Annotated in this window: 27 protein-coding genes; 10 read left to right on the top strand and 17 right to left on the bottom strand. The window is 59.4% G+C overall.

From position 1 onward, the window contains the following. Positions 1-7: 7 nt before the first annotated feature. The 6 genes from LC334_RS04030 to LC334_RS04005 form a co-directional block, all read right to left on the bottom strand. Entirely contained in the window at positions 8-604 is a 597-nt protein-coding gene (locus LC334_RS04030) for a TRAP transporter small permease subunit (protein WP_085798958.1), read from the bottom strand. Between the two features lie 85 nt (positions 605-689). Further along, the gene (locus tag LC334_RS04025) at positions 690-1,784 is read right to left on the bottom strand and encodes a TRAP transporter substrate-binding protein (protein ID WP_085799167.1); all 1,095 of its coding nucleotides are present in this window, start codon (positions 1,782-1,784) and stop codon (positions 690-692) included. A 668-nt stretch (positions 1,785-2,452) separates the two neighbouring features. After that, positions 2,453-4,015 carry a trimethylamine methyltransferase family protein gene (locus LC334_RS04020; RefSeq protein WP_176237615.1) on the bottom strand — a complete coding sequence of 521 codons (1,563 nt, stop codon included), beginning with the start codon at positions 4,013-4,015 and terminating at the stop codon, positions 2,453-2,455. Between the two features lie 102 nt (positions 4,016-4,117). Next, positions 4,118-5,002 (bottom strand): DMT family transporter, encoded by an 885-nt coding sequence (locus LC334_RS04015; protein WP_085798956.1) that lies wholly within the window; start codon positions 5,000-5,002, stop codon positions 4,118-4,120. After that, a complete protein-coding gene (locus LC334_RS04010) occupies positions 4,999-5,694 on the bottom strand; it encodes an HAD family hydrolase (protein ID WP_085798955.1) in 696 nt (231 codons plus the stop codon). The genes LC334_RS04015 and LC334_RS04010 overlap by 4 nt, the downstream gene beginning before the upstream one ends. Before the next feature lie 16 nt (positions 5,695-5,710). Continuing rightward, on the bottom strand, positions 5,711-5,995 hold the full coding sequence (locus LC334_RS04005; RefSeq protein WP_085798954.1) for a DUF3572 domain-containing protein: 285 nt from the start codon (positions 5,993-5,995) through the stop codon (positions 5,711-5,713). A gap of 87 nt (positions 5,996-6,082) precedes the next feature. Here LC334_RS04005 and LC334_RS04000 point away from each other — a divergent pair, with 87 nt between their 5' ends. Further along, positions 6,083-7,474 carry a diguanylate cyclase gene (locus LC334_RS04000; protein ID WP_085798953.1) on the top strand — a complete coding sequence of 464 codons (1,392 nt, stop codon included), beginning with the start codon at positions 6,083-6,085 and terminating at the stop codon, positions 7,472-7,474. A 7-nt stretch (positions 7,475-7,481) separates the two neighbouring features. Here the strand turns inward: LC334_RS04000 and LC334_RS03995 are convergent, their stop codons facing one another. The 4 genes from LC334_RS03995 to LC334_RS03980 all read right to left on the bottom strand — a co-directional run bounded on the left by LC334_RS03995 (position 7,482) and on the right by LC334_RS03980 (position 9,482). Next, positions 7,482-7,982, bottom strand: a complete 501-nt coding sequence (locus LC334_RS03995) for a periplasmic heavy metal sensor (RefSeq protein ID WP_085798952.1) — start codon at positions 7,980-7,982, stop codon at positions 7,482-7,484. Continuing rightward, the gene (locus LC334_RS03990; protein ID WP_085798951.1) at positions 7,982-8,353 is read right to left on the bottom strand and encodes a hypothetical protein; all 372 of its coding nucleotides are present in this window, start codon (positions 8,351-8,353) and stop codon (positions 7,982-7,984) included. Before LC334_RS03990 ends, LC334_RS03995 begins: the two co-directional genes overlap by 1 nt. After that, the gene (locus tag LC334_RS03985) at positions 8,346-8,924 is read right to left on the bottom strand and encodes an RNA polymerase sigma factor (protein ID WP_085799166.1); all 579 of its coding nucleotides are present in this window, start codon (positions 8,922-8,924) and stop codon (positions 8,346-8,348) included. The genes LC334_RS03990 and LC334_RS03985 overlap by 8 nt, the downstream gene beginning before the upstream one ends. A 63-nt stretch (positions 8,925-8,987) precedes the next feature. Continuing rightward, entirely contained in the window at positions 8,988-9,482 is a 495-nt protein-coding gene (locus tag LC334_RS03980; protein ID WP_085798950.1) for an EF-hand domain-containing protein, read from the bottom strand. A 232-nt stretch (positions 9,483-9,714) separates the two neighbouring features. Here LC334_RS03980 and LC334_RS03975 point away from each other — a divergent pair, with 232 nt between their 5' ends. Then, on the top strand, positions 9,715-10,101 hold the full coding sequence (locus tag LC334_RS03975) for a DUF983 domain-containing protein (RefSeq protein ID WP_085798949.1): 387 nt from the start codon (positions 9,715-9,717) through the stop codon (positions 10,099-10,101). Positions 10,102-10,127: 26 nt separating this feature from the next. Next, the gene (locus LC334_RS03970) at positions 10,128-10,832 is read left to right on the top strand and encodes an NUDIX hydrolase (protein ID WP_085798948.1); all 705 of its coding nucleotides are present in this window, start codon (positions 10,128-10,130) and stop codon (positions 10,830-10,832) included. 63 nt (positions 10,833-10,895) lie between these two features. On the opposite strand, the gene LC334_RS03965 is transcribed toward LC334_RS03970, so the two are convergent. The 3 genes from LC334_RS03965 to LC334_RS03955 are packed head-to-tail and all read right to left on the bottom strand — an operon-like array spanning position 10,896 to position 12,909. Beyond that, positions 10,896-11,792, bottom strand: a complete 897-nt coding sequence (locus LC334_RS03965) for a DMT family transporter (protein WP_085798947.1) — start codon at positions 11,790-11,792, stop codon at positions 10,896-10,898. A 21-nt stretch (positions 11,793-11,813) separates the two neighbouring features. Further along, positions 11,814-12,710 (bottom strand): fatty acid desaturase, encoded by an 897-nt coding sequence (locus tag LC334_RS03960; RefSeq protein ID WP_085799165.1) that lies wholly within the window; start codon positions 12,708-12,710, stop codon positions 11,814-11,816. After that, positions 12,703-12,909 (bottom strand): DUF2061 domain-containing protein, encoded by a 207-nt coding sequence (locus tag LC334_RS03955; protein WP_085798946.1) that lies wholly within the window; start codon positions 12,907-12,909, stop codon positions 12,703-12,705. Before LC334_RS03955 ends, LC334_RS03960 begins: the two co-directional genes overlap by 8 nt. A 105-nt stretch (positions 12,910-13,014) precedes the next feature. Here LC334_RS03955 and LC334_RS03950 point away from each other — a divergent pair, with 105 nt between their 5' ends. The 5 genes from LC334_RS03950 to queF all read left to right on the top strand — a co-directional run bounded on the left by LC334_RS03950 (position 13,015) and on the right by queF (position 16,229). After that, positions 13,015-13,872: a helix-turn-helix domain-containing protein gene (locus tag LC334_RS03950; protein ID WP_085798945.1), complete on the top strand. Its 858-nt coding sequence runs from the start codon at positions 13,015-13,017 to the stop codon at positions 13,870-13,872. Positions 13,873-13,984: 112 nt separating this feature from the next. Continuing rightward, entirely contained in the window at positions 13,985-14,677 is a 693-nt protein-coding gene (queC, locus tag LC334_RS03945) for a 7-cyano-7-deazaguanine synthase QueC (RefSeq protein WP_085798944.1), read from the top strand. Beyond that, positions 14,677-15,033, top strand: a complete 357-nt coding sequence (gene queD, locus LC334_RS03940; protein ID WP_085798943.1) for a 6-carboxytetrahydropterin synthase QueD — start codon at positions 14,677-14,679, stop codon at positions 15,031-15,033. The genes queC and queD overlap by 1 nt, the downstream gene beginning before the upstream one ends. Further along, positions 15,030-15,743, top strand: coding sequence for a 7-carboxy-7-deazaguanine synthase QueE (gene queE, locus LC334_RS03935; protein WP_176237614.1), 714 nt, complete (start codon positions 15,030-15,032; stop codon positions 15,741-15,743). The genes queD and queE overlap by 4 nt, the downstream gene beginning before the upstream one ends. A gap of 18 nt (positions 15,744-15,761) precedes the next feature. Then, a complete protein-coding gene (gene queF / locus LC334_RS03930) occupies positions 15,762-16,229 on the top strand; it encodes a preQ(1) synthase (RefSeq protein ID WP_085798941.1) in 468 nt (155 codons plus the stop codon). A 137-nt stretch (positions 16,230-16,366) separates the two neighbouring features. Here the strand turns inward: queF and dacB are convergent, their stop codons facing one another. The 3 genes from dacB to LC334_RS03915 all read right to left on the bottom strand — a co-directional run bounded on the left by dacB (position 16,367) and on the right by LC334_RS03915 (position 19,952). After that, positions 16,367-17,872, bottom strand: coding sequence for a D-alanyl-D-alanine carboxypeptidase/D-alanyl-D-alanine endopeptidase (dacB, locus tag LC334_RS03925; RefSeq protein WP_085798940.1), 1,506 nt, complete (start codon positions 17,870-17,872; stop codon positions 16,367-16,369). Between the two features lie 86 nt (positions 17,873-17,958). After that, positions 17,959-18,561 carry a nicotinate-nucleotide adenylyltransferase gene (locus LC334_RS03920; RefSeq protein WP_085798939.1) on the bottom strand — a complete coding sequence of 201 codons (603 nt, stop codon included), beginning with the start codon at positions 18,559-18,561 and terminating at the stop codon, positions 17,959-17,961. A gap of 152 nt (positions 18,562-18,713) precedes the next feature. After that, the gene (locus LC334_RS03915) at positions 18,714-19,952 is read right to left on the bottom strand and encodes an alpha/beta hydrolase (RefSeq protein ID WP_085798938.1); all 1,239 of its coding nucleotides are present in this window, start codon (positions 19,950-19,952) and stop codon (positions 18,714-18,716) included. 357 nt (positions 19,953-20,309) lie between these two features. Between LC334_RS03915 and LC334_RS03910 the strand changes: the two genes are divergently transcribed. After that, positions 20,310-21,623: a reverse transcriptase family protein gene (locus LC334_RS03910; protein WP_085798937.1), complete on the top strand. Its 1,314-nt coding sequence runs from the start codon at positions 20,310-20,312 to the stop codon at positions 21,621-21,623. A 59-nt stretch (positions 21,624-21,682) separates the two neighbouring features. Beyond that, positions 21,683-23,338 (top strand): energy-dependent translational throttle protein EttA, encoded by a 1,656-nt coding sequence (gene ettA / locus LC334_RS03905; protein ID WP_085798936.1) that lies wholly within the window; start codon positions 21,683-21,685, stop codon positions 23,336-23,338. A 59-nt stretch (positions 23,339-23,397) separates the two neighbouring features. Here ettA and LC334_RS03900 read toward each other — a convergent pair whose 3' ends face one another. Further along, positions 23,398-24,261: a peptidoglycan-binding domain-containing protein gene (locus tag LC334_RS03900; protein WP_085798935.1), complete on the bottom strand. Its 864-nt coding sequence runs from the start codon at positions 24,259-24,261 to the stop codon at positions 23,398-23,400. Positions 24,262-24,570: the final 309 nt, after the last annotated feature.

The following is a 24,570-nucleotide window of genomic DNA, read 5'->3' as shown; positions in this document are numbered from 1 at the left end:
AGCCGACTTACTTGTCATTGCCGGGGGTGAGGCCGGGTATCTGGCTGGCCTCCATATGCATCAGCATGTCTTCGGTTTCACGCACGTCATCCAGCCGCTCCAGCCACCGACCCGAGCGCATCGCCAACCAGCAGCGCATCATTTCGGCCACGCCCTGCAGCATCAGCAGGAAGCCCGCGACGGGGATCAGCGTCTTGAAGAAATAGATCTGGATGCGCGCCGGGCTGTTCCAGCTGACCTCTTTGTAGCGCCAGCTATCCGACGCAATCTCCCAGCCATACCAAAAGAGCGCCATCATGCCGGGGAAGAAGAAGAGGATGTAGAGAACGAAGTCCACCCGCGCCTGCCAGCGCACCGGAAACAAGCGATACAGCACATCGCCACGCACATGCGCGTCCTGCGCCAAGGCATAGGGCCCAGCCATCAGGAAGAGCGCGCCATACATCTGCACCATCATGTCAAAGGCCCAGACCGTAGGGGCGTTCAGGACATATCGGACAAAAACCTCATAACTGACAGACAGGGTCAGGATCAGGATACACCAGCCAAAGGCCTTCCCGACCCATTGGCTAAGCCCCTCGATAGCATGGATGAATTTGACCACCTTGGCCCCCTCCCCAGGAACACGCGACAGTAAACCGGGGTCCGCGCATTGCGATCCCCGGTTAAACCTAACACTTCAAACCTGATCAGCCAAAGTAGTGCTTGTAAGCCAGTTTGTAATCCGGCTGGTTCAGGTTCAGGTAGTTCATGACGTTCTTGGCATAAGCCTTCTGGCTGTCGACAACCTTGGCAAAGAACTCGTCCTCGCCCGAAATCCGGTCGACCACGATATCCCAGGCCTTGAGTTGTTCGGCCATCACGCTGTCCGGCGTCCGGTAGACATTGACGCCCTGTTCGTCGCGCAAAGTCACCAGATCGTCGGCGTAGCGCTTGGTATTGTGCCAGTAGAAGTTCGAGTTCTCGGCCTCGGACGCATATTTCAGGATCGCCTGAAGTTCCGGCGCCAATGCGTTATACTTGTCCTTGTTGAACGTGCATTCAAAGAACTCCTGGCTCTGGTGGAACGAGGCCAGGTGATAGTGCTTGGACACGTCCTGCATGCCAAAGTCACGGTCCGAGGTCGGGTTGTTGAACTCGGCCGCGTCGATCAGGCCAGATTTCATCGCGGGCTGAATTTCACCGCCCGGAAGCTGCACGACCGACATTCCCATTTCCAGCAGAACGTCGGCGGCCAGACCAACGGTCCGGTACTTGAGGCCCGACATCTGGCTGGCATCCTTGATTTCTTCCTTGAACCAGCCCATCGGCTGCGCCGGCATGGGTGAGTTGAAGAACGACACGACGTTCAGGCCAAGGCTGGCCATCAGCTCGTCAAACAACTCCTGACCGCCACCGTAATGGACCCAGCCCAGCACTTCCTGGCTGGACCAGCCAAAACAGGGGCCGGTGCCGAAAAGCGAGGCCGCTTTCGATTTCGAATACCAGTAGGCGGGCACGTAGTGGGCCGCGTCCAGAACGCCGCGATGCACCGCATCCTGCATCTGGCTGGTCTTGACGACCGAGTTGACCGGCAACAGGTCGATCGTCAGGGCGCCGCCCGACATCTCGTTGACGCGGTTCACATAGGATTGTGCGTTTTCAAGGAAAATACCGCCGCCCCAGGCTGCCTGCATCTTCAGTGTCACACCCTCGGCCGCGTGGACTGCCGGGGCCGCCAGAGCACCGGCACCCACAAGCGCCGTGCCGCGCAGAAACCTCCTGCGATTCAGTGATTTTATCATGTTTCCTCCCATTAGCTTTTCAGCGATTCACGCGAGCCATGGACAACATCCGCCAACAAACGAAGCTATCGCCTTTGTCGGGCTCGGGAACCCTTCGGGCAATTCGCAGAAACCGCAGTTTTTTTGGTGTAAGCACCACCCCGAAATTATTTTCTAGGTCGCCAAACGCGATAAGTACAGAAAAAATTGGATAGAGAATATGACCAATTTCAGGGATATCGGCTTTCGTCGCTCAAATTTGAGCTTGTCCCGCCCCCATTCCAACCGTTTGGATCATGACAGCAGCGGGTGGTTTTGACCACAGGGCACGGGCCATCTTGGCCTTGAGCGGACGTTTGGGGTTGCGCCTCGCGCGGAATCAAGGCCGCAGGCCGCCGCGCATTGCCGGACCGCCCGCAAGGGCCGGCGTTTTGGAGGGGTTTGTACGACGTATCGAGGTCATTCGGGTTTGGCAGGGATAAAGCGCTTTCCACTATTGTTGGATCGCCCGCCCGCGGTCCGGCAATGCGCGGCTCAGCGCTTGGTGGGTAAACGGCGGCGTCAGGCCAGACCGGCCCGGCGTACAGCCCAAAGCCATACATAAGCCATACTTAAACCAGCTATGAAATTCCCTGATGATTCAGCCTGTTAACCCGATTCTTCCATGATCACACGAAAACCGGCCTGTTTCAGAAATCTGTCGGCGCCCCGCCCTCGGATTTGCGACGCGCGACAAAGGCCGCCAGTTCTTCACAGATCGTCTCGTCCATAGGCGGCGCCTCGTAGCTCGAAATAATGTCCTTATAGGTCTGATGCGCGCGCTGTGCGGTCCAGATGCCGCCCGCCGCTTCCCAGGCCTCGAAATTGCGCCAGTCAGAGAGATAGGGTTGATAGAACGCCGTGGTATAACGGTCCTGAGTATGTTGAATGCCAAAGAAATGGCCCTGATCGCCCACCTCTTTTACAGCGTCCACCGCAATCTCGTCCGGCCCGGTTGCCGTCAGCATCGGGTCCATATAACGCTGGATTTGCTGCAATATTTCGCAGTCCATCACGAATTTCTCGGGGGAGGCGATCAGCCCGCCTTCAAGCCACCCGGCGGCGTGGTAGACCATATGCGCGCCTGCCTGCACGGCAGACCACAGGCTATTCGAGGTCTCCCACATGGATTGTCCATCCGGCACGTTAGCGGCACATACGCCGCTGGCGCGCATCGGCAAATCATAGAACCGCGCCAATTGCCCGGTCATCTGGGTGGCACGCATATATTCCGGCGTCCCGAAGGCCGGCGCGCCAGATTTCATATCCACGTTCGAAGTAAACGTTCCGATCGCACAACAGGCGCCCGGACGGATGATCTGGGCCAGAACGACCGCTACCAGCCCCTCAGCCAGCGACTGCGCCACCGCGCCCGACATGGTGACCGGAGCCATCGCACCAGCCAGCGTAAAGGGTGTAACGACAAGACCTTGGTTTCGCCGCGCCAGCCGCATCCAACCGTCGAGCATCGGGTAGTCATGCTTCAAGGGCGAGGTCGAGTTGATGTTGGTGTACATCTTGGGACCGGCCTCGAACTCTTCATCCGTATGCCCGCCTGCGATGCGCACCATCTCCATCACGTCCTCAACCCGCTCCTTGCCCAGGCAATAGGCATGGGCCACCTTGTCGGTGAGCGTCAGTTTGTCATAAAGCACGTCCAGGTGACGAATGCTGGCATGGACATCCTGTGGCTCGACAGGATAGCCACCGACAAAATGGATACAGTTGAAATACTGACTTAACTTCAACAAGTTCTGGCACATTTCTCGTGTACCGGTGACCTTCTTGCCGATCTCCATATCCCAGTAGCTAGGCGGTGAGGACACGTTGCCGAAGTTCAGATGGCGCCCGCCGATGGTGATCTGCCGCTCTGGGTTGCGCGGCGTGATGGCCCATTGGCTTGGAGCCTTGGCCACCATCTCCATCACGAAATCACGACCCATTCGAACGTTTTCGCCATCAATAGTGCAGCCGCCCGAGCTGCGCAGAATCTTGATGGCCTCTTCGTTCAGGAATTCAATCCCAATCTCTTCGAGGATACGCATCGCGCCATCGTGAATGGCCTGAACACCGGCCTCGTCCAGCGGCTCAGTCGGGCGATCCGTGTTGATCGGCGGGGACCAGGGCATCTGCTCGATAGCAGCGCTGCCACGCCTCTCAGCACTGCCTGCGCGTCCACCGCTGCGCTTTCTGCGTGTTGTTTCGCGTGCCATCATACGCCCTCCGCTTGACCTGCCCCTTTACGAAACACCCGTCCTTAATGGCATGTATGCCGCTTTGCGACGCCAATTGTCGCTTTTGTAATTTGGTGGTTCTTAGATCGATGCGGCACCGCGACGGCCGGTCAGGATCAGGTAACCCGCAAGACTGGCAATCACGATCGCCCCACCAACCAGCATACGCGCGGTCGGCGCTTCGCCGATTACGAGCCAGACCCAAAACGGCCCCAGCACTGTTTCCAGCAGCATCAACAGACTGACATTCGAGGCGAGTGTGTAACGCGACGCCAGCGAGAGCGCATAGAATGATACCGGCAATACCACCGCGCCTGTCATGACCATCGGCGGGATCACGCCCTCCCTCATTGCGTCCGGACCGATGATCAGGGTGGACATGCCCCCGGAACACAGCGCACCGCAGCCGATCAGCAGCGCAATGGGCAGTTTCGGGCGGGCGCGCAGCGTCACGAAGTTAAGCGCCAGCACAACCGCAACCCCGAGGCCCAGAATGGCCCCGCTCAAGGTGGCAAGGTCAAAATCCACTGCCCCGTCGGCCTTGCCGGAAACAGCGACGCCGATACCGCCGATCACCAGCACGATGGCAATCCATGTGACTGCGGGGGTACGCTCGCCCATGATCGCCCAGGCAAAAATCGCGGCAAAAACCGGCACCGCCGCCAGCCCCAACAATACAATAGCGACCGGCGCGATGGCAATCGCCAGACAAAACAGCAATGAGTTGAAAAACTGGCAGACGATGATCAGCAACCCCGCCCTTGTAGCAATATGGCGCAGGTCGCAGCGGTGGTGCCGGCTTTGCACAAGCCAGAGCATGATCAGGACCGACCCCATGCAGAGGCCCCGCCAGGCCGTCATCTGCAACCCGCTCATTTCTGACAGACGCATCAGCATGGCATCAAAGGTCAGTACCAGCGTTCCGAAAAACGCCAGCCATATCCCGAAGCGTGGATGAGACGTCACCGGGTCAGCCAGGCCGGGATATGGCCGATATCCGGCAGGATGATATCGGCGTAAGGCGCCAGTTCGTCGCTGAGCGCCAGCCCGGTCAGAACACCGATGGTCTGCATGCCAGCCGCCCTGCCCGCAATCAGATCATGGGTGCTGTCGCCCACCATTGCCACGCGATCTGCCGCAAGGCCCGTGGCCTTCGCAAAGGCCAGCAACGGGCCCGGTTCGGGTTTCGCGCCGAAGCCAGAATCAAACCCGGCGATGAAGTTGAAATGATCTTCGACTCCGACAGATTTCAGATGAGCGCGCGCAGCGAATTCATTGTCATTCGTCATCACGCCAAGCGCCAAACCACGGGATGCCAGATCCGTCAGGAAGGGCGCCAGCGGCAGCGATTGTGTCTGCGGTACTTCCGAGGCGGTCATCATCAGGAAATGCTCGATCTCGGACACCGATCCCTCGCCCAGAACCACCACGATGGATTCGGCGAGTTTCCGGGTAGGCTCGGCAATCACGACACTGGTGGGGGCGAATTCCTGCTTGTCGAGATCATAGTCCAGCGCCGCCGCCAAACGCGCGATCTTGTCCGCGTCACCGGCGGCAAGCTCATCGATGATGCTGGCGGCCCAGACGCTCCAAGTCGCGTGGAAATCGAACAATGTGCCGTCCTTGTCAAAGAGGAGGCCGTCAACCTTTGTTGCCAATATGTTTTCCTTTTGTTTACGTCCAGTTCACCTGCTCACCTCCGGGCAAGACCATTCTGGCCCGCATCAGCGCATCATTTTCCACGCCATGCGCCGCGCAGAAGTCGATCACCCACGAATCGTCCATCATCACGAAATCCAGCACAGAGCCAAGAAAAACAGGATCTCCGGCCCCTTGTCGCAAATCATCCTCGGTCACACCCGATGCCCCCATGAAGATCGGCAGCAATTCCTCATGTCCCGCAAGCCAGGCAAAACACTGCAATGCGAGGGTTTCAGCGAATTCCTGCGTATGGCTCATTGGTCTTAATTTCCGGAAAGGTTTTTTTAACTTCTGACATGGATATTCGCCCTACGGAAGGGGCAAGTCTGAAAGGCAACATTCCCTATGTCAGGTAAAATTCTGATCGTCGATGAGCTCGCGACAAATCGCATCGTACTGAAGGTCAAGCTTTCGGCGGCTTTTTATGAGGTATTCCAAGCCGGAACCGGCGGCGAAGCGTTGAAGCTGGCCACGAAACATCAACCCGATCTCATTCTGGCAAGCACCGATCTGTCAGATATCGGCAGCAGCGAATTTATACGTGCCCTACGCGGCTCGGAGGAAATTGATCCCGTCCCCGTGGTCCTTGTTCTTACGCAGAATACACCCGAAGCGCGGGTCGCAGCGTTGCGGGCCGGCGCCAGTGAGGTCATGGCCAAGCCTGTCGATGAATCACTGCTGCTGGCACGGCTGCGAAGCCTGCTGCGGCAACGTCATATGGACCAGGATCTGAATATTAATTCCGGCACTGCCTGCGCTCTGGGTTTTGCCGAAGCGCAGCAAAGCTTTGTCCGGCCCGGCAGGATCGCCATTGTCGCCCGCGACAAAATCGACGCAACTCGGCTGCGGTCGGCATTCTCTGCCGATGCAAGGCACGAATTTCTGACCATGCCCTATGAAAGCGCCGGGGGCAGACCAGACAACACCGCTGGCCCGGATATCTTTATGCTGAAGTTTGACGCAGCCGCCTGCGACGAAGGGCTGCGCATGATGGCGGAACTGCGCGCGGCGCCGCGCACCCGCAATTGTCCGATCATCGCGCTGTTACCCAGCGAAGCCCGCAATCTGGCCGCAACGGTTCTGGATATGGGGGCAAATGACGTGATCTGCGGAGCGGTCGACCCGCAGGAACTGGCGCTGCGTGTCACCATGCAACTGGACCACAAGCAGAGTGCCGATCTTATGCGCGACCAATTGCATATCGGATTACAGGCGGCCGTCATTGATCCGTTGACCGGCCTTTATAATCGCCGATACGCGTTGTCATTTGTCGAGCGACTGCTGCGGACCTCACGCCGTGAAGGCCGAAGCTTTTCCGTGATGCTCGCCGATCTTGATCATTTCAAACAGGTCAATGACAGCTATGGTCATGCCGCTGGCGACGCGGTGTTGTCGCGAGTTGCCGAAACCCTGCGTGCCAATCTGCGCGACGAAGATCTCGTCGCCCGGATCGGAGGCGAAGAGTTCCTGATCGTTACCCCGGATACAAGCCGCGCAGAGGCGCTCCAGACAGCCAGCAGGCTGTGCCAGATCATACAGCAGGCACCGATCAATGTGCCGGGCCAGAACGCACCGATCAATGTCACAATGAGCGTCGGCGTCGCGATGGCCCAGCAAGGCTCACACGACCAGATCACCACTGTAGAAAACCTGCTGGATCACGCGGATCGCGCGCTTTACGGGTCCAAGGCAGATGGCCGCAACATGGTCACCTTGAGCAACAGGACAGCTGCCTGACCGCTGATTAGTCGCGGTGACCTTTCCAGTGTTTCCGCTGTTGCAATGCATCAAGCAGGCGCGCGGCATAGTCGGCGCGCTCGTCGGGTTGCATTTGCGTCAACCTTTCAAGCAGCAGAGTCTGCCCCAGGGCAAGCCGTTCATCAAAGACCCCACGGTGACGTTCCAGATGTTTCGCAACAGCCTCCGAATCGAAGGGCTCCTGCTTCAGATCTGCAATCAATGCCTCGAAACCGGCCTGAAGATCAGCGCGGTTCGCACCTGCTGACCGGTAGGCCTTGCGCATCTCGCGCCCGATGGCGCGCCGGTCTTCACGGCTGAGCGCTTGCGTCAATGGCCCCGCGGCCATGTCCAATCGCGGTGGATGATGCGATCGCCACTTTGAATGGGTGAGCATGGCCCCGGCAATGCTGCCGATAAACAGCAGGTTAAGGGCCAGCGATACAACAAGCAGCACCCGAACCCACCGTTTCGCGCCCGCACCTTTGTCATTGCTTTCCGCTGCCATCAGATCGCCTCCTCGACAAGATCAAAACCACCATCCGCGGCAGTGTCGATCAGATAGGCCGCGTCATCCGCGCCCAGATATGCTGCTTGCAGATCGGGTAGGAAACCGGGTGGAAAGGCACCAATCCAGACCCCCGCAACTGCCGCGGTCGCCAGCCCCGCCATTGTGGGCCAGCCGCCCAATACGCGGAATAATTCCTGCCAGATGCCCCGGGGTCGCGCCTCGACCGGCGGCACGGCAAACCCTGCCTGCACCGCCATCGCATCGCGCATAACCTGCGACATCAAATCGGAAGAAGGCAACGAAGCGGTTTCTTTGGCCGCATCAAAAACAGATTCTAACTCATTGTCATCCATCTTCTTTTCAATCATCTGAAAACCCCAGTTCTTCTCGCCTGCCGGAAAGCTCGGCACTCAATGCCCGTTTGCCCCGCGCCGTCAGGCTCTCGACAGCGTCGGCGCTGGTCTCCATGATCTCGGCAATCTCGGGGTTTGAGAGACCCTCGATATGGCGCAGGATCACGGCCTGCCGCTGGCGCTCAGGCAGAAGGTTCAACGCGGCTTGCAATGCAGCGGCGCGCGATTTCTCCAGCATCCGGTCGGCGGCACTGGCCGCCTCGTCTTCGGGCTCGGGCACGGCATCCAACGCGACCCCCCGCGCCCGCCGTAAGCGATCAGTGCAGAGATTGGCGACAACCCGGTAGAGCCAGGTCGTGACCCGCGCCTCACCCTGCCGCCAGTCCGGCGCCATCCGCCACAAGCGCAGCAGCGCCTCTTGCGTCACGTCCTCGGCCTCGGCCGGAATGCCAAGCATCCGACAGGCATGTGCGTAGACCCGCGGCGTGAGGCGCAGCGTCAGCGCCTGTGCTGCCGCCTGATCCCCCGTCGCATATCGCATCAGCAACGCCTCGTCGCTTTCATCGCCCATCGTATCCAGTGGCATATCCCCTGCCCGTGTCGGACCAAGACGGCGGACGCGATCAGCGTCCACCGTCTTCAGCACGCTTTAGTCGGCCTGTTCGCGATTGTCATGCTTATGCCCATGACCACCATGCCTATGGGATTTGTGGCCCGACCGCCGGGCCTCGAATTCCTCGCGGGTGACAACCCCGTCCTCGTCCGCGTCCATCCGGGCGAACATATCGCCCTTATTCCGGGATTTGAGCTCGGCCATGCTCAGCGCGCCATCATTATCCGCATCATGGCGCTCAATCATATGCGCCACGTATTTCTCGGCCCGCCGGGTCATTCTTTCGGTCACGCGCGCCAGCAGCTCGTCCTGCGACAGCGCACCATCACCATCCGCATCCGCGCCCTCGAACCGGGCCTGCATATGCGTCGCCAGTTCCTCCTGCATCAACTTGCCGTCGCCATTGGCATCAAGCTCTTCGAAGCTGTGATGCGGACGATGATGCTTGCCGCCCATCTTGCCATTGGACGCAACCGCGCCGCCTGCTGCGATTGCCAGGCCAAGCGAGGTGATCAGAACCATATTCTTCATTCGGGTTTCTCCATATTTGCAACTTGCGTTAACTGCCCCGATCCGATCTTGCCGCCGGATCACAGAGCTTACACGCGGCACCGGGGAAATTCCGTCGCCAATCCTTAAAATTATTTGCTTCCGTGGCGTCATCCGGCCCTTTTGCGACATCGCGACGCAAGGCGCGCTTCACCACTTTATAGTAGGTATCAGCTATCCCATATGGGGCGCGACGGGAATCAAAGGTAACAGTATGGACGATGTGATAAAACACGAGGAGCGCGCGCTTTGGCCTGCGGTCTGGAAGGGATTTCGCCGCAAATGCCCAAACTGCGGCAGCGGGCCGATCCTGAAAAGCTATCTGAAGGTGCGCGATACCTGCACGGTCTGTCGCGAGGATCTGTCGCATCACCGCGCCGATGACGGCCCGGCTTACCTGACCATCCTGATCGTCGGTCACATCATGGCACCGTTCATCCATATCGGCTTTACCGCGTTCCGGCCCGAGCCTTTGATTTTTGCCACCGTATTATCTATTGGCGCGGTCGGTTTGTCGCTATACCTTCTGCCCCGACTGAAAGGGGCGATCGTGGCGTTTCAATGGGCCCGGCTGATGCACGGGTTCGGGAACAAGGCCTGACCCTTTCGCGAACTGAAAGGGCCTGCATGACCATCGACAAAACCGCCATCCGCAACGCGGCGACCGTCATCGCCCTGCGGGATCGCATAACCGATCCGCATGTGTTGATGGGGCAGCGCGGGGCGACCGCGGCATTCATGCCTTCGAAATTTGTCTTTCCCGGTGGTGCTGTTGATGCGGCCGATGCGGATGTGCCGCTGGCGCAGCCGCTACCCGATCTCTGTGCCGAACGCCTGCTGGAAGACAGCGCGCAGGATCTGCGCCATGCCCTTGCCGCTGCCGCCATTCGTGAGTTGTGGGAGGAGACCGGGCTGATCCTGGGCACACCCGGCGCGTGGTCCGGCCCGGTGCCCGAGGACTGGCAGGGCTTTGCCGACCGCGGCCATGTGCCCTCGGCCCAGGCGCTGCAATTTGTGTTTCGCGCCATTACGCCGCCCGGACGCCCGCGCCGGTTTGATGCGCGGTTTTTCCTGATTGATGCGTCAGACCTTGTCGGCGATCCTGATGATTTCTCTGCCGCCAGTGATGAGCTGTCGCATTTGCAGTGGGTGCCGTTGGACAAGGCGCGCCACGAATATGACCTGCCTTTCATTACCGAAGTGGTTCTAGCCGAAATCGCCGCCCGCGCCCATGATCCGACCCCTCCCGCTTCGGTGCCGTTTTTCCGCAATGATGACGAGGCAAGCCTTTTTATCCGTCTGCGCGGCTATGCGCCACGGTCAGATGAGTAGGGTCAACGCTGATACCTGCCAAAATATAAGCTGCGCAATCAGACCCACAAACCATTCGCCGCGTCACACCAACAGGACGAGCCCCAGAATACTGGCGCTCAACAACCCGATACCCAGTAACTCGCGCACCGCCACTCTCTCGCGGAAAAACAGGACCGAGGCCATGAGTGAGAAAATCACCTCGATCTGGCCCACGGCAAAGACATAGGCCGCGTTTTGCAGCGTGAAGGCGGTGAACCAGCACAGGCTGCCACCCATCCCGGTGATCCCCATCCATACGGCGGTGCGGCGTGCAGCGATGACACGGGAAATCTCGCCTTTTTCGCGCCAGGCCAGCCAGGCCGCCATGCCAAAGGCCTGGCTTGTTGTCACGATGGCCAGCGACACGACTGCGCGCAGGAACGGATCGTCGCTGGCAATCTCAAGCGTGGCCCCGCGATAGCCCACCGCCGAGATGGCAAAGAGCGCGCCAGAGGCAAGCCCCAGCCCCGCCGCCCTATTGAATAGCCGCGCCCCCTGCCCTGCAATCCGGTTGTCCGACAGGATCAGCACACCAACCAACCCGATCACGATCGCCACCAGCCCGGTCAGGCTGATCCGGTCCCCCAGCACGATCAGGCCAATCAACGCTGTCTGAATCACTTCGGTTTTCTTGAAGGTAATGCCCACCGCGAAATTCCGTTGCGCGAACAGCGCCACAACGCACCAGGTCGCCAGAATCTGCGCCAGACCTCCGCTGAACGCATAGATCCAGAACGCGCCGCCGAGATGCGGCCATGCCACGCCGCTATAGGCCAGATATCCAAGCGCCAGCGTCACCACGAAGGGCATGGAATAGGCAAAGCGCGCAAAGGTTGCACCGCCGGTGCTGAGTGCGCCCATGCTCAGATGTTTTTGCAGCATGAAACGCAGCGTCTGGAACGCGGCGGCTGCGACGGAAAGGATAATCCAGGCCTCCATACGGCCCGTCATGCACGGGAATTATTGCCGAGGCCAGAGAGGATGCGGCACGGGATCCTTGGCGCGCCAGAAATGTTGCCGGAATATCTGACCGTAAGAGCGGTAGACATAGCTGTCATTACGCTCAAGATATGTAGCCCGATTGGCACGGTAGAGAGCAGGCAGATCGTACCAGGCGACCCTGGGATGCATATGATGCACCACATGCAGGTTATTGTTGAGAAAAAGAAAGGCCAACAACCCGCTGTCCTCGACGATCGCCGTGCGCCCACCCGCCTGATCATGGGCGCGGTGTTCGAGATAGGTACGTATCTTGATGATGCTGTAGCCGAAATAAGCCGCCACGAGATAAGCCCAAAGCGGCATTGGAGACAGCCAGACAACGAAAAGCACGAAAGCTACCGACGGCACCTGCAGCAACCACGCGATCGTCACTGCACGATGCCCCGCGCGCAACGCCGCCAGATCCCCACGCCAAAACGCATGCAGGCCAATCGCCGGACCAACAAGCATGCGTCCCATGAGCGTGTTATTGAACATCAAAAGCCGCTGCCGCCAGCGCGGCTGATGATCCCATACCGCCGGATCAAGATAATTGCTTTCCGGGTCGTCATAAGGATCGGTCAACATTTCGTCCCGGTGATGCGCCAGGTGCAGATCCTTGAAGCGGCGAAACGGGATGAACAGTCCAAGACAGGGAAAACCGACCACCTCATTCAGGGCCGATATGCGGAACGGATGACCATGGATCATCTCGTGCGTCAGCGACGAATGCAGGGCGATCAGAACGGTTGCGGCCGCGACGCCCATCGGCAGCCAGAGCGCCGACAGCCAGAAAAGCGACAGCCCCCAGCCGCCATAGCAGCAAGCCAGCAGCGCCAGGGTGGGCCATTCAACAGCTTTGCGTGTCTCAGTCATGAAACCGCCCCCAGCGAACATGCGTCCAGACCCGTTCGTAGATGAAATAGCAACTCAGCCCGATCAGCGTGTTGATCACGGCAATCGCGCCGCCCACCGCTGCCGATCCGGTCATGGCAAGGCCGACAAGGCTCATCGTGGCCAGTCCCATCAGGTTCCAGACCACCGCCTTCACCAGGGTGCGCCGCTTCGTTTCCATAATTTCCCCAATAGTTCCCTTCACATTTTTGTTACGACAGAAACTGACAGCAGGGGATTCCGTTTCTGGTTAACATTCTTCTGCATTGGTGATAATAATCACCATATGATAGAAAAAACCGACAAACGCCTGCGTGCAGATCTGTTTCGCGTCCGACTGGGTGACGCGATGCGCGAACGCAACGTCAACCAGAGCGCGCTTGCACGCCGTGTCGGCGTGGACCGATCCACCATTTCGCAATTGCTCAAGGGTCAGGGTGCGCGCCTGCCCAACGCGCAGGTGGTGGGCGAATGCGCCGCCGCTCTGGGCATTTCAGCCGACTGGCTGCTGGGCCTTACCGACCGGCCTGAAACTGCTGCCGATATTCTTGCCACGTCGCTGTCGCTGACCGAAGCTCCGCGCGCGCTGGTCGATGAACAGATCTTCCAGTGGCATAAAGAGGCAGCGGGCTACAAAATTCGCCATGTGCCCACCAGCCTGCCCGACATGCTCAAGACCCGTGCTTTGCTGGAATGGGAATACGCGCCGCATCTGGGCAGGTCCACGGATCAGGCCATCGGCGCCTCTGAGGATCGCCTGGCGTGGATGCGCGGCACGCAATCGGACTATGAGATTGCCCTGCCGGTCCACGAATTGACCAGTTTTGCCCGCGGTCAAGGATATTACAGCGGTCTCGATATCGGCCTGCGGCAAGCGCAGTTGGATAACCTGCTGGAGGTCACGCAGCAGCTTTACCCGCGCCTGCGGCTTTACCTCTATGATGCGCGCCGGGTCTATTCGGCCCCGGTCACCATCTTCGGCCCCCTGCTTGCGGTGATCTATATCGGGCGCAACTACATGGCGTTTCGCGATACCGAACGGGTGCAGGCCCTGACCAGTCATTTCGACCATCTGGTGCGCGAAGCCGCCGTTTCCGCCCGTGAATTGCCCGACTTCCTGCGCGAGCTGCGCGCCGGTTCATGAAACCGCCTTACACAGAATTTGCCATTCCCCGGTTTTTTGTCTAAATGCCCCCTGTTCACCCGTCGTGAGCGCCGGTCGCAGCCTACCCGGCTTATAAAACAAGGACCTGAAAATGAAGACACTCGTCATCTGCTCCGGCGGACTCGATTCCGTTTCGCTTGCCCACCTGGTCGCGGCAGAACATACACTGGTGGGTCTGATCTCGTTCGACTACGGCCAGCGGCACCGTAAAGAAGTTGAATTCGCCGCCCGTGCCGCCAACCGGCTGGGCGTGCCGCATGATCTGATAGACATGCGGCATATTGGACGGCATCTCAGCGGGTCCGCGCTGACCGATGATCTGGACGTGCCCGACGGGCATTACGCCGAGGACAATATGAAAGTCACCGTCGTGCCCAACCGCAACGCAATCATGCTGGCGATCGCCTTCGGTATGGCGGCGGCAAAGGGCGCGGATGCCGTTGCCGCAGCGGTGCATGGCGGGGATCATTTCATCTACCCCGATTGCCGTCCCGACTTTATTGACGCGTTCCAGGCGATGCAGGACAAGGCGCTGGACGGCTATGCCTCGGTGCAGCTTTTCACGCCTTTCGTGCATGTTCCGAAATCCGCCATCGTCACCGCTGGCGCAAAACACGGCACGCCCTTTGCCGACACCTGGTCGTGCTACAAGGGGGGCGATCTGCATTGCGGGCGCTGCGGCACCTGCGTCGAGCGGCGCGAAGCGTTTGACATCGCGGGTGTCAAAGACCCGACAGCCTATGCCGATCCCGACTTCTGGAAATCAGCGGTGGAGGCCCATTGATGTACCGGATCACCAAGGAATTTCACTTCTCAGCCAGCCACCAGCTCTGCGGCCTGTCCGACGATCACCCCTGCGCGCGGCTGCATGGGCATAACTACATAGTTGAGGTCGAACTCAGCTCGGACACGCTCGATGAAAACGGCTTTGTGCTGGATTACCGCGCGCTTGCACCGCTGAAGAAATATATAGACGAGGAGCTTGATCACCGGCACCTCAATGACGTTTTCGGCCACGACATGGTCACCTCGGAACGGTTGGCAAAAGACCTATATGACTGGTGCCGCGCCCGCTGGGATCAGGTCAGCGCCCTGCGCATCTCGGAAACCCCCAAAACATGGGCGGAATACCGGCCATGACCCGGCTGCGCATCTCGGAAATCTTCGGCCCGACCATTCAGGGCGAAGGCTCGGTTATCGGGGTGCCGACTGTTTTTGTGCGCGCGGGCGGCTGCGACTATCGGTGTAGCTGGTGCGACAGCCTGCATGCGGTCGACAGCCGGTATCGCCACGAATGGCAGCCGATGACCGCCGAGGAGATCATGGGAAAGGTCACAGAGCTATCCGGCGGCCAACCCCTGACGATCTCGCTTTCGGGTGGCAACCCGGCGATCCAGGATTTCGGGCCGCTGATCCGACTGGGCAAGACGCAGGGCTACAGCTTTGCGATGGAAACCCAAGGGTCGGTCGCGCGAGACTGGTTTTGCGAGCTGGCACCGCTCATTCTCAGCCCCAAACCACCCTCGTCGGGCGAGACCGTCGATTGGGACGCCTTCGACGCGTGCATCGCCGCCGCCGTTGAAACCGAGAGTGTCATGAAAATCGTGATCTTTGATGAAGACGATTACACATGGGCGCGCGAGGTGGCCGCCGGCTACCCCTCGCTGCCGCTATATCTGCAACCGGGCAACCACACCCCGCCCGGGCCCGACAGTGACGCCATCGACCTGCCCGGCATCATGACCCGCTATGAATGGTTGATCGAGCGCGCCCTTGCCGACCGCTGGTTCACCCCCCGCATCCTGCCGCAACTGCATGTGCTCGTCTGGGGCAACAAGCGCGGCGTCTGAGAAATAGGAGAGCCCCAAATGGCCGATCAGGATATCTACAAGAACCTCACCCAGCTGGGCGGACAGACCGAATTGCCCAACTCCCCGGAAGAGGCGGTGCTGGAAAAGGTGCCAAACCCACAGTCGGGCACGGATTATGCCGTGCGCTTCACCGCGCCGGAATTCACTTCGCTCTGCCCGATGACGGGCCAACCCGATTTTGCCCATATCGTGCTGGATTACATCCCCGATGGCTGGCTGGTCGAAAGCAAATCGCTGAAGCTTTTTCTGGGCTCATTCCGCAATCACGGTGCCTTTCACGAGGATTGCACCGTCACCATCGGCAAACGTCTGATCGAGCTGCTGGAGCCCAAATGGCTGCGCGTTGGCGGCTACTGGTATCCGCGTGGCGGCATCCCGATCGACGTCTTCTATCAGACCGGCGAGCAACCGGCAGGCGTCTGGATCCCCGATCAGGGCGTGCCAACCTATCGCGGGCGCGGATAAACTTGCCCTGTACCGGCGTTGACCCGAACATTGAGAAGCCGCGCCGATCGTGAATGACGGTTCAGATAAGACTCGACAAGACAGGATTTGACGCTCGTCTGATCCAACCAATGGCCCCCGGCGATGCCGCCCAGCCCCTAACTGCCGTAGACCGTGTTCCAGCGTTCGATCAACTTCTGCTGCAGCCGCTTGGCGCGGCTGTTCCAGCCCCGAGCACCCGGCGGTCGATCGCCAAGTTTCTTGGGCAGCTCGTCGCGACGCTTTTTATCGGCGGCAAAGATGGCAAATGCCATCTCAGTGCCATCTGCAGCTGTCATATATCCGGCTAGGCCACTGACGAAATAAAGCGTTCCGGTTTTCGCCGTCACTTTCACCGGATGGTTCTTGTTCTTGCGACCGTTTGCATCCTTCAGGGCGACCGGTTTCAATATCGGTTTCAACTCGCCCTGCCTGTGCACCATCGCCAATCCCCTGGCCATCGCCTCGGGCGACAGCCGCGACATGCTGCCGAGGCCCGAATGATCGACCAGCCGCGCGCCTTTCATGCCCAGCACTTCGCGCGCCCAATGCGACATCTCACGCGCCGAAGACCGGATCGACTGAACCTCGCCCTTGCGTTTCTTCGTCGCCGCCTGTCCGACCACCTCGGCGGTCAAATTGGTCGAGTATTTCAGCATGTCGCGTAAAATCTCGTTCAGCGGATCACTGCGCCGTGTCACGAGCACGCGCCCTCCGGCAGGCACTTCGCTCACCACTTCCGCCAGCCCAAGGGCTAGGCCCTCGGACCGCGCCAGCGTGCCGAATACCTCTGCGGCATAGGATTCTGGTTTGCGCACCGGCAGCCATCGCGCGCCGTTCTTGCCCAGAAACTTGCGGGCCACGCTCCAGCTGTCATGGCTGCCGCCATCGGTATAGGTGTAGACCGGCCCCTTGCGGTCCACGACCTGCATCCGGGCCGCGGTGACTTTGGGGCGGTATTTACCGGTCCGCGCCTCCATCGTCACATCATAGCCATCGCTGCCGCGTTTCCATTCGAAATGCACCCGGTTGAAATTAAGGTTTATGCCGGACACCGAGGGGTTATAGCCCACCTGCTCGGGCTGGTCCTCATCCACCGCACGGGTAAAGGGCAGCGCCCCGCCATAGACCAGAAACCTACCCTTGACGCTTTCGACACCGGCCTGTTTCAACTGGGTTGCCATCTCGGCCAGCCCATCGGTATCGAGGGTCGGATCACCGCCGCCCACCAACACCAGATCACCCTGCAACACGCCATCCTCCACCGGTCCGACCGCCATCAGCCGTGTCTCGAAGCGGTAGTCCGCGCCCAGTGCGTCCAGTGCATAAAGCGCGGTCACTGCCTTTGTCACACTTGCGGGCGGATGGCCCGATTGCGCCTCTACCCCTTCCAGCACACGGCCAGATTTCACGTCGACCACGGCGCATCCCACGCGACCGCTCAGGTTGGCCTCGCGGATCAGCGTCTCGACGCCGGTTGCGGTTTTCTTGCGCGAGCCATCCGGACGCAGTTGCGGCCGCAGCGACACGCTGGGCGCCTCGCCCATCGCGACCCCGGCCAAACCACTTAGCGAACCGCTTAGCAGCCCGCCCAGAAAGACGCGTCTCGAAGTGTACCTGCTCATGACCGCAACCTAACCCCACCGGTACGGAACAGACAATCCGCTTTCCGCCTCACTTCGGGTTCAAATTTTCGGCAGTGGTACTGCTGTCACCCGGTCCAGTCGCCGCGCTGTCGCAACTGAGTCGAGGATATCGTGCGCATCGGCATGTTTATGAAACACCATGCCGGGGCCTCGGCGCGCGCCAGCAACTGGCTCATCCGCCCCGGCAGGCGCGCATGGGCGTAGGTCCGCGCGGCCTTGGACATCCGCGCCGAGATCCGCTGACCGGGCCGAGCCAGCACGCCCAACGGTACGCTGTCCATGATCCAGCGCCAGTCCTGCCACTGGTCGAGCTGCGCCAGATTATCGGCCCCCATCAGCCAGACGAAATGCACGCCCGGATGCGTCGCCCGTAGGGCGGCCAGGGTCTGGGCGGTATAGCGGGTTCCGACACGCGCCTCGAAATCACTGACCGACACCCGCGGATGATTCATGATCGCCTGAGCGGCGGCCATACGTTTTGCCAGCGGTGCGGGGCCGCGCGACTTCAGCGGATTTCCGGGGCTGACCAACCAGCAGACCCGGTTCAGACCGAACCTTTTCAACGCCTCGCGGGTCAGGTGCACATGCCCTGCATGAGGCGGATCGAATGATCCCCCCAACAGTCCCACAACCTGCCCCGGTCGGGTTTTTGGCAGTTGATAGCGCATCTAACCCGCCTAGCGCAGCCCCGCCTGCGTCGTCCAGAGAAATCCCCCGCGCAATGCTATTGTTAGGTGGATGCCACCCCAGGTCGGAGAGGCGCAAACCTGGCGCCTTCACCTTCTGGAGCTTCGTATCAGTTCATGCTGCCCGTGTTCGCCTACCTGTCGGAGGGTTGAAATATAACATCCGGGAACTGTTCCAACATCCAGAAATTAGCGTCGATGCGGCTCAGATTGCGCACAGGATCATCCGGGCTGGCACTAGTTTTCAGAAGCGCTACTATATCCGAAAGTACCACCGGATTTTCGCGGAAATAGGAATGTCCGCGCGGATCGACTACGCCGCTGACATCAATGAAATAGACATTACCGACCCGGGCGATACTTTCCCGTTCGGCCGCGCTCAGATCTTCGAATGACAGCCGCCCAAAACGGGTGCCGGAATTCACCGTCTGGGCAAAAGCAAGCGCGCCATCGGACGGGTTCATATAGACCGTGACACGTTCGAAGGCGGGGGCAAATCTTTCGGCGATCAACCTCTGACGCGCCACGTCGATATCCAGATCAGGCGCCGCAAGCACCAGATTGTCGATCTTGAGCACTGACCGGGGGTTCTTGTCGGCCGCCCGTGCCGCGATAACCATCTCGCGCAGCGCGGTGGTGGCCACATCGGTGCCCCGGCTATGGGCAATCAACTGGATCTTTTTCAACCCCGGCACCCCGGCCAGCAATCGCAGCGTTTCCTTGAGGTGAAAGATCGAAAACTCACCGCTTTCACGATCCTTGAAATATCCGAACAGCCCCGGGTTATCGGCGGGCCAGGTATATGCAATCGGTACCGCATTGCGATCGGTCGCCTGCCAGATATTGGCCATCGTCGTCATCGCTTCGTCGAAGTCGTTATTGTAGCCGTGCACAAAGATGATGACCTGGTCCTGCCCCGCTTCCTTCAGCAGTTGCCCTACCCGGTCCTGGAATGCCCGACCCACTGCATTATAATTCGCCAGTGCATCGCGATCCGTCACAATCTCTCCCTTGGTTTGAGAAAGTGGCAGCGGCGTGGCGGGAAATCTCAGATGTTCCGTGACACCCCGAACCCTTATCTGCCGCGCGCCGGCATCCACCGCCAGCTTATCAAAACTCAATTCGGTCTGCCCGAACGCCATCGAAGCGCTGCGCTCATGCCCATAGTTTAGTGCCGGGCCCGCGCCCCGGACGGCAGAACGGTCCGTGACGTAATATACCTGTGCGCTCGATGGTGCGCCATGCATCCCGGGGAATGCTGTCGATGTCAGTACAGGCAAGGTGTCACAAGCGGCAACCGGCAACGCCAAGATCAGCGCCATCGCCCGCAGGCGCACAATCCGCAATGCCTGCCCCAAGATGCTATTCGCCAACGCATGTCCCAGTCGCAACCGCAATCCCCCCCAACAGGTGTGCCCGACTATTGCGCAAAGCCTAGCTGCCAACAATGCCTCTTCCGCCGCTTCACTGAAATCAGCCACATCAAGGAATTTCCGGCGCGCAGCCGAGGCGGCACTCCCTGCATCGCAGCCGGTCCGGGCTTGACCCCTCCGGTTCCCGGCGTAAGCTGATGCAGTCAGAAACGGAATCCAAGCCGCCGGAGAAATTCGGCCGGATGGGGCTTCCCCATCTTACTACCGTTACGCTGGACATTCGGCGCATGACCGCCACTGGGCTTCGCCCAGGACCGGTCATGCAGGACACGACAGGTTGGGGTCCGTTTCTGACTGATGGCGCGGTACACGAAACAAGACTTGCTTTTCGGCCCGCTTTCGCAGGGGCTGAGCCAACTTGAGTGGACATTCTGGGATATCCGGCATCACCTTGAGCAGCGTCTGCCGTCCCGCTTGCGGTCCGTGTCGCACCGCCTTGCACGCGAGTTGAAGCAAACCTTTCCGGCGACCGCCGCCCCGGATGACAGGCAGATACTGCTGTACCTGAAGCAAAGCCCGGCCACTGATCCACTTTTCCGGCATTTCACGCTGACTGGCGCCATACCCGATCCACTGATCGATCCGCCACAGTTCCGGCCGGTGCCCGCGCTTGACGGCCTTGGCCTGCCCGTACTGACCACCTCCGATGATCTGGCGGCTTGGCTGGCGCTGCCGCCCCTGCAACTGACACGATTTGCTGACCTACTTGGTCTCTCTGCCAATGCAGACAGCGCCTTCGCCCCGCATTACCGCCATCATCTGATCGCCAAACGTAACGGTACCCTGCGGCTAATCGAAGAACCCCGGCCCTTTCTCAAAAAGCTTCAACGCCGGATACTGCGCGACATGATTGCCCACATTCCAACGCACCCCGCTGCCTTCGGGTTTTGTCGCGGCAAAAACTGTGCCCAAGCGGCTGCGCGCCACGCGGGCGAGGAGATGGTTGTCAGCTTCGATCTCAGCGGTTTCTTCCCCTCGATCCATCACCATCGCATCTACGGGCTTTTCCGATCCTTCGGGTACCCCGCTGCGGTGGCGCGGCATCTGGCCGGGCTTACCACGGCGCTCACGCCCCGCGACGTTCTGGCAACGGCCCACCTTGCGGATCGCGACCACCTGACAGGCCGACACCTGCCGCAGGGGGCACCCACCTCCCCGGCACTGGCCAATCTCGCCGCCTTCACGCTTGACACTCGTCTTGCGGGTCTGGCCCGGTCGCTCGGTGCCAATTACACCCGCTACGCCGACGACCTTACCTTTTCCGGCGATGCCCCCATTGCAAACCCCTTGCAACGCATGGTCCCGCAGATCGTGCGCGATTGCGGTTTTGTACTGAACGCCGCAAAAACCCGTATCCAACCGGCCCATCGGCGACAGACCGTCACTGGCCTAGTCGTCAACCGCCACCTAAACTTGCCGCGCGCCGATTACGATCACCTCAAGGCCGTGATCCATCACCTGCGCGATCCCGTAGACCCGCGCCGCGCTGATCGCATCTTCATCGACCAACTCGCCGGGCGCATAGCCTGGTTCGAACAGGTCAACCCCACCAAGGGCGCGAAGCTGCGCGAATGGCTCGCCAACGCCCTGCAAACTGGCACAATCGGGTGATTGCCCTCACCTGCGCACTTGTCTATCTGGGGATAAATTCGATCTGAAGGAGCATTCTCATGGCAGCCTACCAATACGTCTACCACATGCAAGGCGTCTCCAAGACCTATCCGGGCGGCAAGAAATGCTTTGAGAACATCCATCTCAGCTTCCTGCCCGGCGTGAAGATCGGCGTGGTCGGCGTCAACGGCGCCGGTAAATCCACCCTGATGAAGATCATGACCGGCCTCGACACCGATTTCACTGGCGAGGCCTGGGCCGCCGAGGGCGCGCGCGTCGGCTACCTGCCGCAGGAGCCGCAGCTGGATGAAACCCTCTCGGTGCGCGACAACGTCATGCTCGGCGTCGCCGCCAAAAAAGCAAAACTCGACCGGTTCAACGAACTGGCGATGAACTACTCGGACGAGACCGCCGACGAAATGGCCGCCCTGCAGGATCAGATCGACGCCGAGAACCTCTGGGATCTCGACAGCCAGATCGATGTCTCGATGGAGGCCCTGCGCTGCCCCCCGGATGATGCCCACGTCACATCCCTTTCGGGCGGGGAAAAGCGCCGCGTCGCGCTCTGCAAACTGCTGCTCGAAGCGCCCGACATGCTGCTGTTGGACGAGCCGACCAACCACCTCGACGCCGAAACCATTGCCTGGCTGCAACAGCACCTCATTGACTACAAGGGCACGATCCTGATCGTCACCCATGACCGCTATTTCCTCGACGACATCACCGGCTGGATCCTCGAGTTGGACCGTGGCCGCGGCATCCCCTACGAAGGCAACTACTCCGCTTGGCTCGAACAGAAGGCCAAACGCCTGGCGCAGGAAGCGCGCGAGGACAAATCCAAACAGAAGACGCTCGAACGCGAACTGGAATGGATGCGGCAGGGCCAGAAGGCGCGGCAGGCCAAATCCAAGGCCCGGATCAACGCCTATAACGAAATGGCCAGCCAGTCCGAGCGCGAGAAACTCGCCCGCGCCCAGATCGTCATCCCCAACGGGCCGCGCCTCGGCGACAAGGTAATCGAGGTGACGGGCCTCAAGAAACACATGGGCGACAAGCTCCTGATCGAAGGTCTCTCCTTCTCGCTCCCTCCCGGCGGCATCGTCGGCGTGATCGGCCCCAACGGTGCTGGTAAAACAACGCTCTTCAAGATGTTGACCGGACAGGAAAAACCCGACGAAGGCACCGTCGAATACGGCGACACGGTGCAGCTATCCTACGTCGATCAGTCCCGCGACGATCTCAACCCCAATGAGAACGTGTGGGAGGCGATCGCCGACGGACAGGACATCATCAAGCTGGGCGACGCCGAGGTCAACGCCCGCGCCTATTGCTCGGCCTTCAACTTCAAGGGCGGCGACCAGCAGAAAAAAGTCTCATTGCTCTCGGGCGGCGAACGCAACCGCGTCCACATGGCAAGGCTTCTGCGCGAAGGCGGCAACGTGCTCCTACTCGACGAACCGACCAACGACCTCGACGTCGAAACCCTCCGCGCCCTGGAAGACGCCCTGGTGGATTTCGCCGGCTGCGCCGTCGTCATCTCCCACGACCGCTTCTTCCTCGACCGCATCTGCACGCATATCCTGGCCTTCGAAGGCGAGGCCCATGTCGAATGGTTCGAAGGCAATTTTGAGGATTACGAAGAAGACAAGAAACGCCGTCTGGGGGCGGATGCGCTGGAGCCCAAACGGATGAAGCACAAGAAGTTTGCGAGGTAATAGTACCCTCAATCGAAACACCGTCAGAGAGTTTCTCTTAACCGTTATAAAGCATGATCTTAGATTTTCATATTGAGGGTTATTACTGAATCTTTGCTTCCTCGAAGACTGGCGGCTTGCATAATCAAGAGGCGAATTATGTTTTCGTTTTTCCACGAGGCGCTCGGTATATCTTTTGCAAATTCCTTGAACGCAGCTTCTGTTTTAGGTCCATTAATTCCGTCAATAAGGCCCGGATCATAACCCGCAGCCTTCAAGCACAGTTGTCGGTTCCGCCAAACTCGCTGACGTTCTAACTCGGAAAAGTTTGCACTCATTTTCAGATCAGTTACAGCTGTGTCCATTATTTGACCAAATTCATCAGGCATTGTCCGGTTCAGATAACAAACGAACAAGCTATTTTCCGCTTTGCCTTCGGCAACTGTTATATTTTCTCCATAAGTTGGAATCACGGAAAATATCAACGAAGCAAGAACAGCACTGGAAACTTGTTGGGGGTCTGGCAATACAACCTTTAGCGTCCTTTTTATGGAGAATGATCCGAAGTGTGATTCGAGCCGTTCAAACTCAATCTTTAGCGGACCATCAATTGTATCAATTTCCCATCCTCCGCTTCTAAGGCTTCTAATTCCGCTATGACTTAGTTGGATGGCTTGGGACGCTAGGAGTGGCTCACTCTTGAACTCAACCTCAAAAGGATCGCCGGCTGTTAAGTAAAACCAATTTGCGCGGAGTTTACTTGCCCCAACACCTAGTTCATTAAGCAACGTTGCTAGCGGCTTCAGTACCAAATGGCTTTCGACAAAACTGGATAAACCCGGCCATTCATCGTTGTTCATGGCTACATCGCTCTGCGCCTTGAAAATAATCAGGTTACTCGTCGACGCTAATGTCACATGTTGTCGGTCTTTCACTTCAACCATACGGCAGCTCCCAAAAATGAACTCATTGAAAGTGTTATTCGGGCAGGAGCTATATGCAAGTGTATGTGGAAGAAAGGGTACTGCTAACGAGTTTTCGGTGATTGGAAACTCATCTCACCAACGACACAAACCCTCTGAGGTCCTCTGTAACACTTTTTCACGACCCCTCGACAGACTCTGGCTGGGTCGTTCTGCGCCTCCCATATCTATAGGGAAAGGAGGCAGATCATGTCTGTTCAAAAGGAACACCGAAAACCGGCCTGTACGCCGCGCGCTGCCGCATCCGCCCTGGACCCGGCGCCCGCTGCC

Source organism: Roseovarius aestuarii, assembly GCF_019966515.1.
Lineage (GTDB): Bacteria > Pseudomonadota > Alphaproteobacteria > Rhodobacterales > Rhodobacteraceae > Roseovarius > Roseovarius aestuarii.
The sequence above is the reverse complement of the archived record's forward strand: the minus strand, read 5'-3'. Positions and strand labels throughout refer to the sequence as shown.

Excerpts from the sequence above, each read along its gene's own strand:
- LC334_RS03910 (WP_085798937.1), top strand. The coding sequence starts at position 20,310 with ATGGCGCGGTACACGAAACAAGACTTGCTTTTCGGCCCGCTTTCGCAG.
- LC334_RS03970 (WP_085798948.1), top strand. The coding sequence starts at position 10,128 with ATGACCATCGACAAAACCGCCATCCGCAACGCGGCGACCGTCATCGCC.
- LC334_RS03995 (WP_085798952.1), bottom strand. The coding sequence starts at position 7,982 with ATGGCAGCGGAAAGCAATGACAAAGGTGCGGGCGCGAAACGGTGGGTT.
- LC334_RS03960 (WP_085799165.1), bottom strand. The coding sequence starts at position 12,710 with ATGACTGAGACACGCAAAGCTGTTGAATGGCCCACCCTGGCGCTGCTG.
- LC334_RS03965 (WP_085798947.1), bottom strand. The coding sequence starts at position 11,792 with ATGGAGGCCTGGATTATCCTTTCCGTCGCAGCCGCCGCGTTCCAGACG.
- LC334_RS03900 (WP_085798935.1), bottom strand. The coding sequence starts at position 24,261 with ATGGTTGAAGTGAAAGACCGACAACATGTGACATTAGCGTCGACGAGT.
- LC334_RS04000 (WP_085798953.1), top strand. The coding sequence starts at position 6,083 with ATGTCAGGTAAAATTCTGATCGTCGATGAGCTCGCGACAAATCGCATC.
- LC334_RS04005 (WP_085798954.1), bottom strand. The coding sequence starts at position 5,995 with ATGAGCCATACGCAGGAATTCGCTGAAACCCTCGCATTGCAGTGTTTT.
- LC334_RS03980 (WP_085798950.1), bottom strand. The coding sequence starts at position 9,482 with ATGAAGAATATGGTTCTGATCACCTCGCTTGGCCTGGCAATCGCAGCA.
- LC334_RS04025 (WP_085799167.1), bottom strand. The coding sequence starts at position 1,784 with ATGATAAAATCACTGAATCGCAGGAGGTTTCTGCGCGGCACGGCGCTT.
- LC334_RS03975 (WP_085798949.1), top strand. The coding sequence starts at position 9,715 with ATGGACGATGTGATAAAACACGAGGAGCGCGCGCTTTGGCCTGCGGTC.
- LC334_RS03955 (WP_085798946.1), bottom strand. The coding sequence starts at position 12,909 with ATGGAAACGAAGCGGCGCACCCTGGTGAAGGCGGTGGTCTGGAACCTG.
- LC334_RS04020 (WP_176237615.1), bottom strand. The coding sequence starts at position 4,015 with ATGGCACGCGAAACAACACGCAGAAAGCGCAGCGGTGGACGCGCAGGC.
- ettA (WP_085798936.1), top strand. The coding sequence starts at position 21,683 with ATGGCAGCCTACCAATACGTCTACCACATGCAAGGCGTCTCCAAGACC.
- dacB (WP_085798940.1), bottom strand. The coding sequence starts at position 17,872 with ATGAGCAGGTACACTTCGAGACGCGTCTTTCTGGGCGGGCTGCTAAGC.
- queD (WP_085798943.1), top strand. The coding sequence starts at position 14,677 with ATGTACCGGATCACCAAGGAATTTCACTTCTCAGCCAGCCACCAGCTC.
- LC334_RS03920 (WP_085798939.1), bottom strand. The coding sequence starts at position 18,561 with ATGCGCTATCAACTGCCAAAAACCCGACCGGGGCAGGTTGTGGGACTG.
- LC334_RS03950 (WP_085798945.1), top strand. The coding sequence starts at position 13,015 with ATGATAGAAAAAACCGACAAACGCCTGCGTGCAGATCTGTTTCGCGTC.
- LC334_RS03985 (WP_085799166.1), bottom strand. The coding sequence starts at position 8,924 with ATGCCACTGGATACGATGGGCGATGAAAGCGACGAGGCGTTGCTGATG.
- LC334_RS03990 (WP_085798951.1), bottom strand. The coding sequence starts at position 8,353 with ATGATTGAAAAGAAGATGGATGACAATGAGTTAGAATCTGTTTTTGAT.
- queF (WP_085798941.1), top strand. The coding sequence starts at position 15,762 with ATGGCCGATCAGGATATCTACAAGAACCTCACCCAGCTGGGCGGACAG.
- queC (WP_085798944.1), top strand. The coding sequence starts at position 13,985 with ATGAAGACACTCGTCATCTGCTCCGGCGGACTCGATTCCGTTTCGCTT.
- queE (WP_176237614.1), top strand. The coding sequence starts at position 15,030 with ATGACCCGGCTGCGCATCTCGGAAATCTTCGGCCCGACCATTCAGGGC.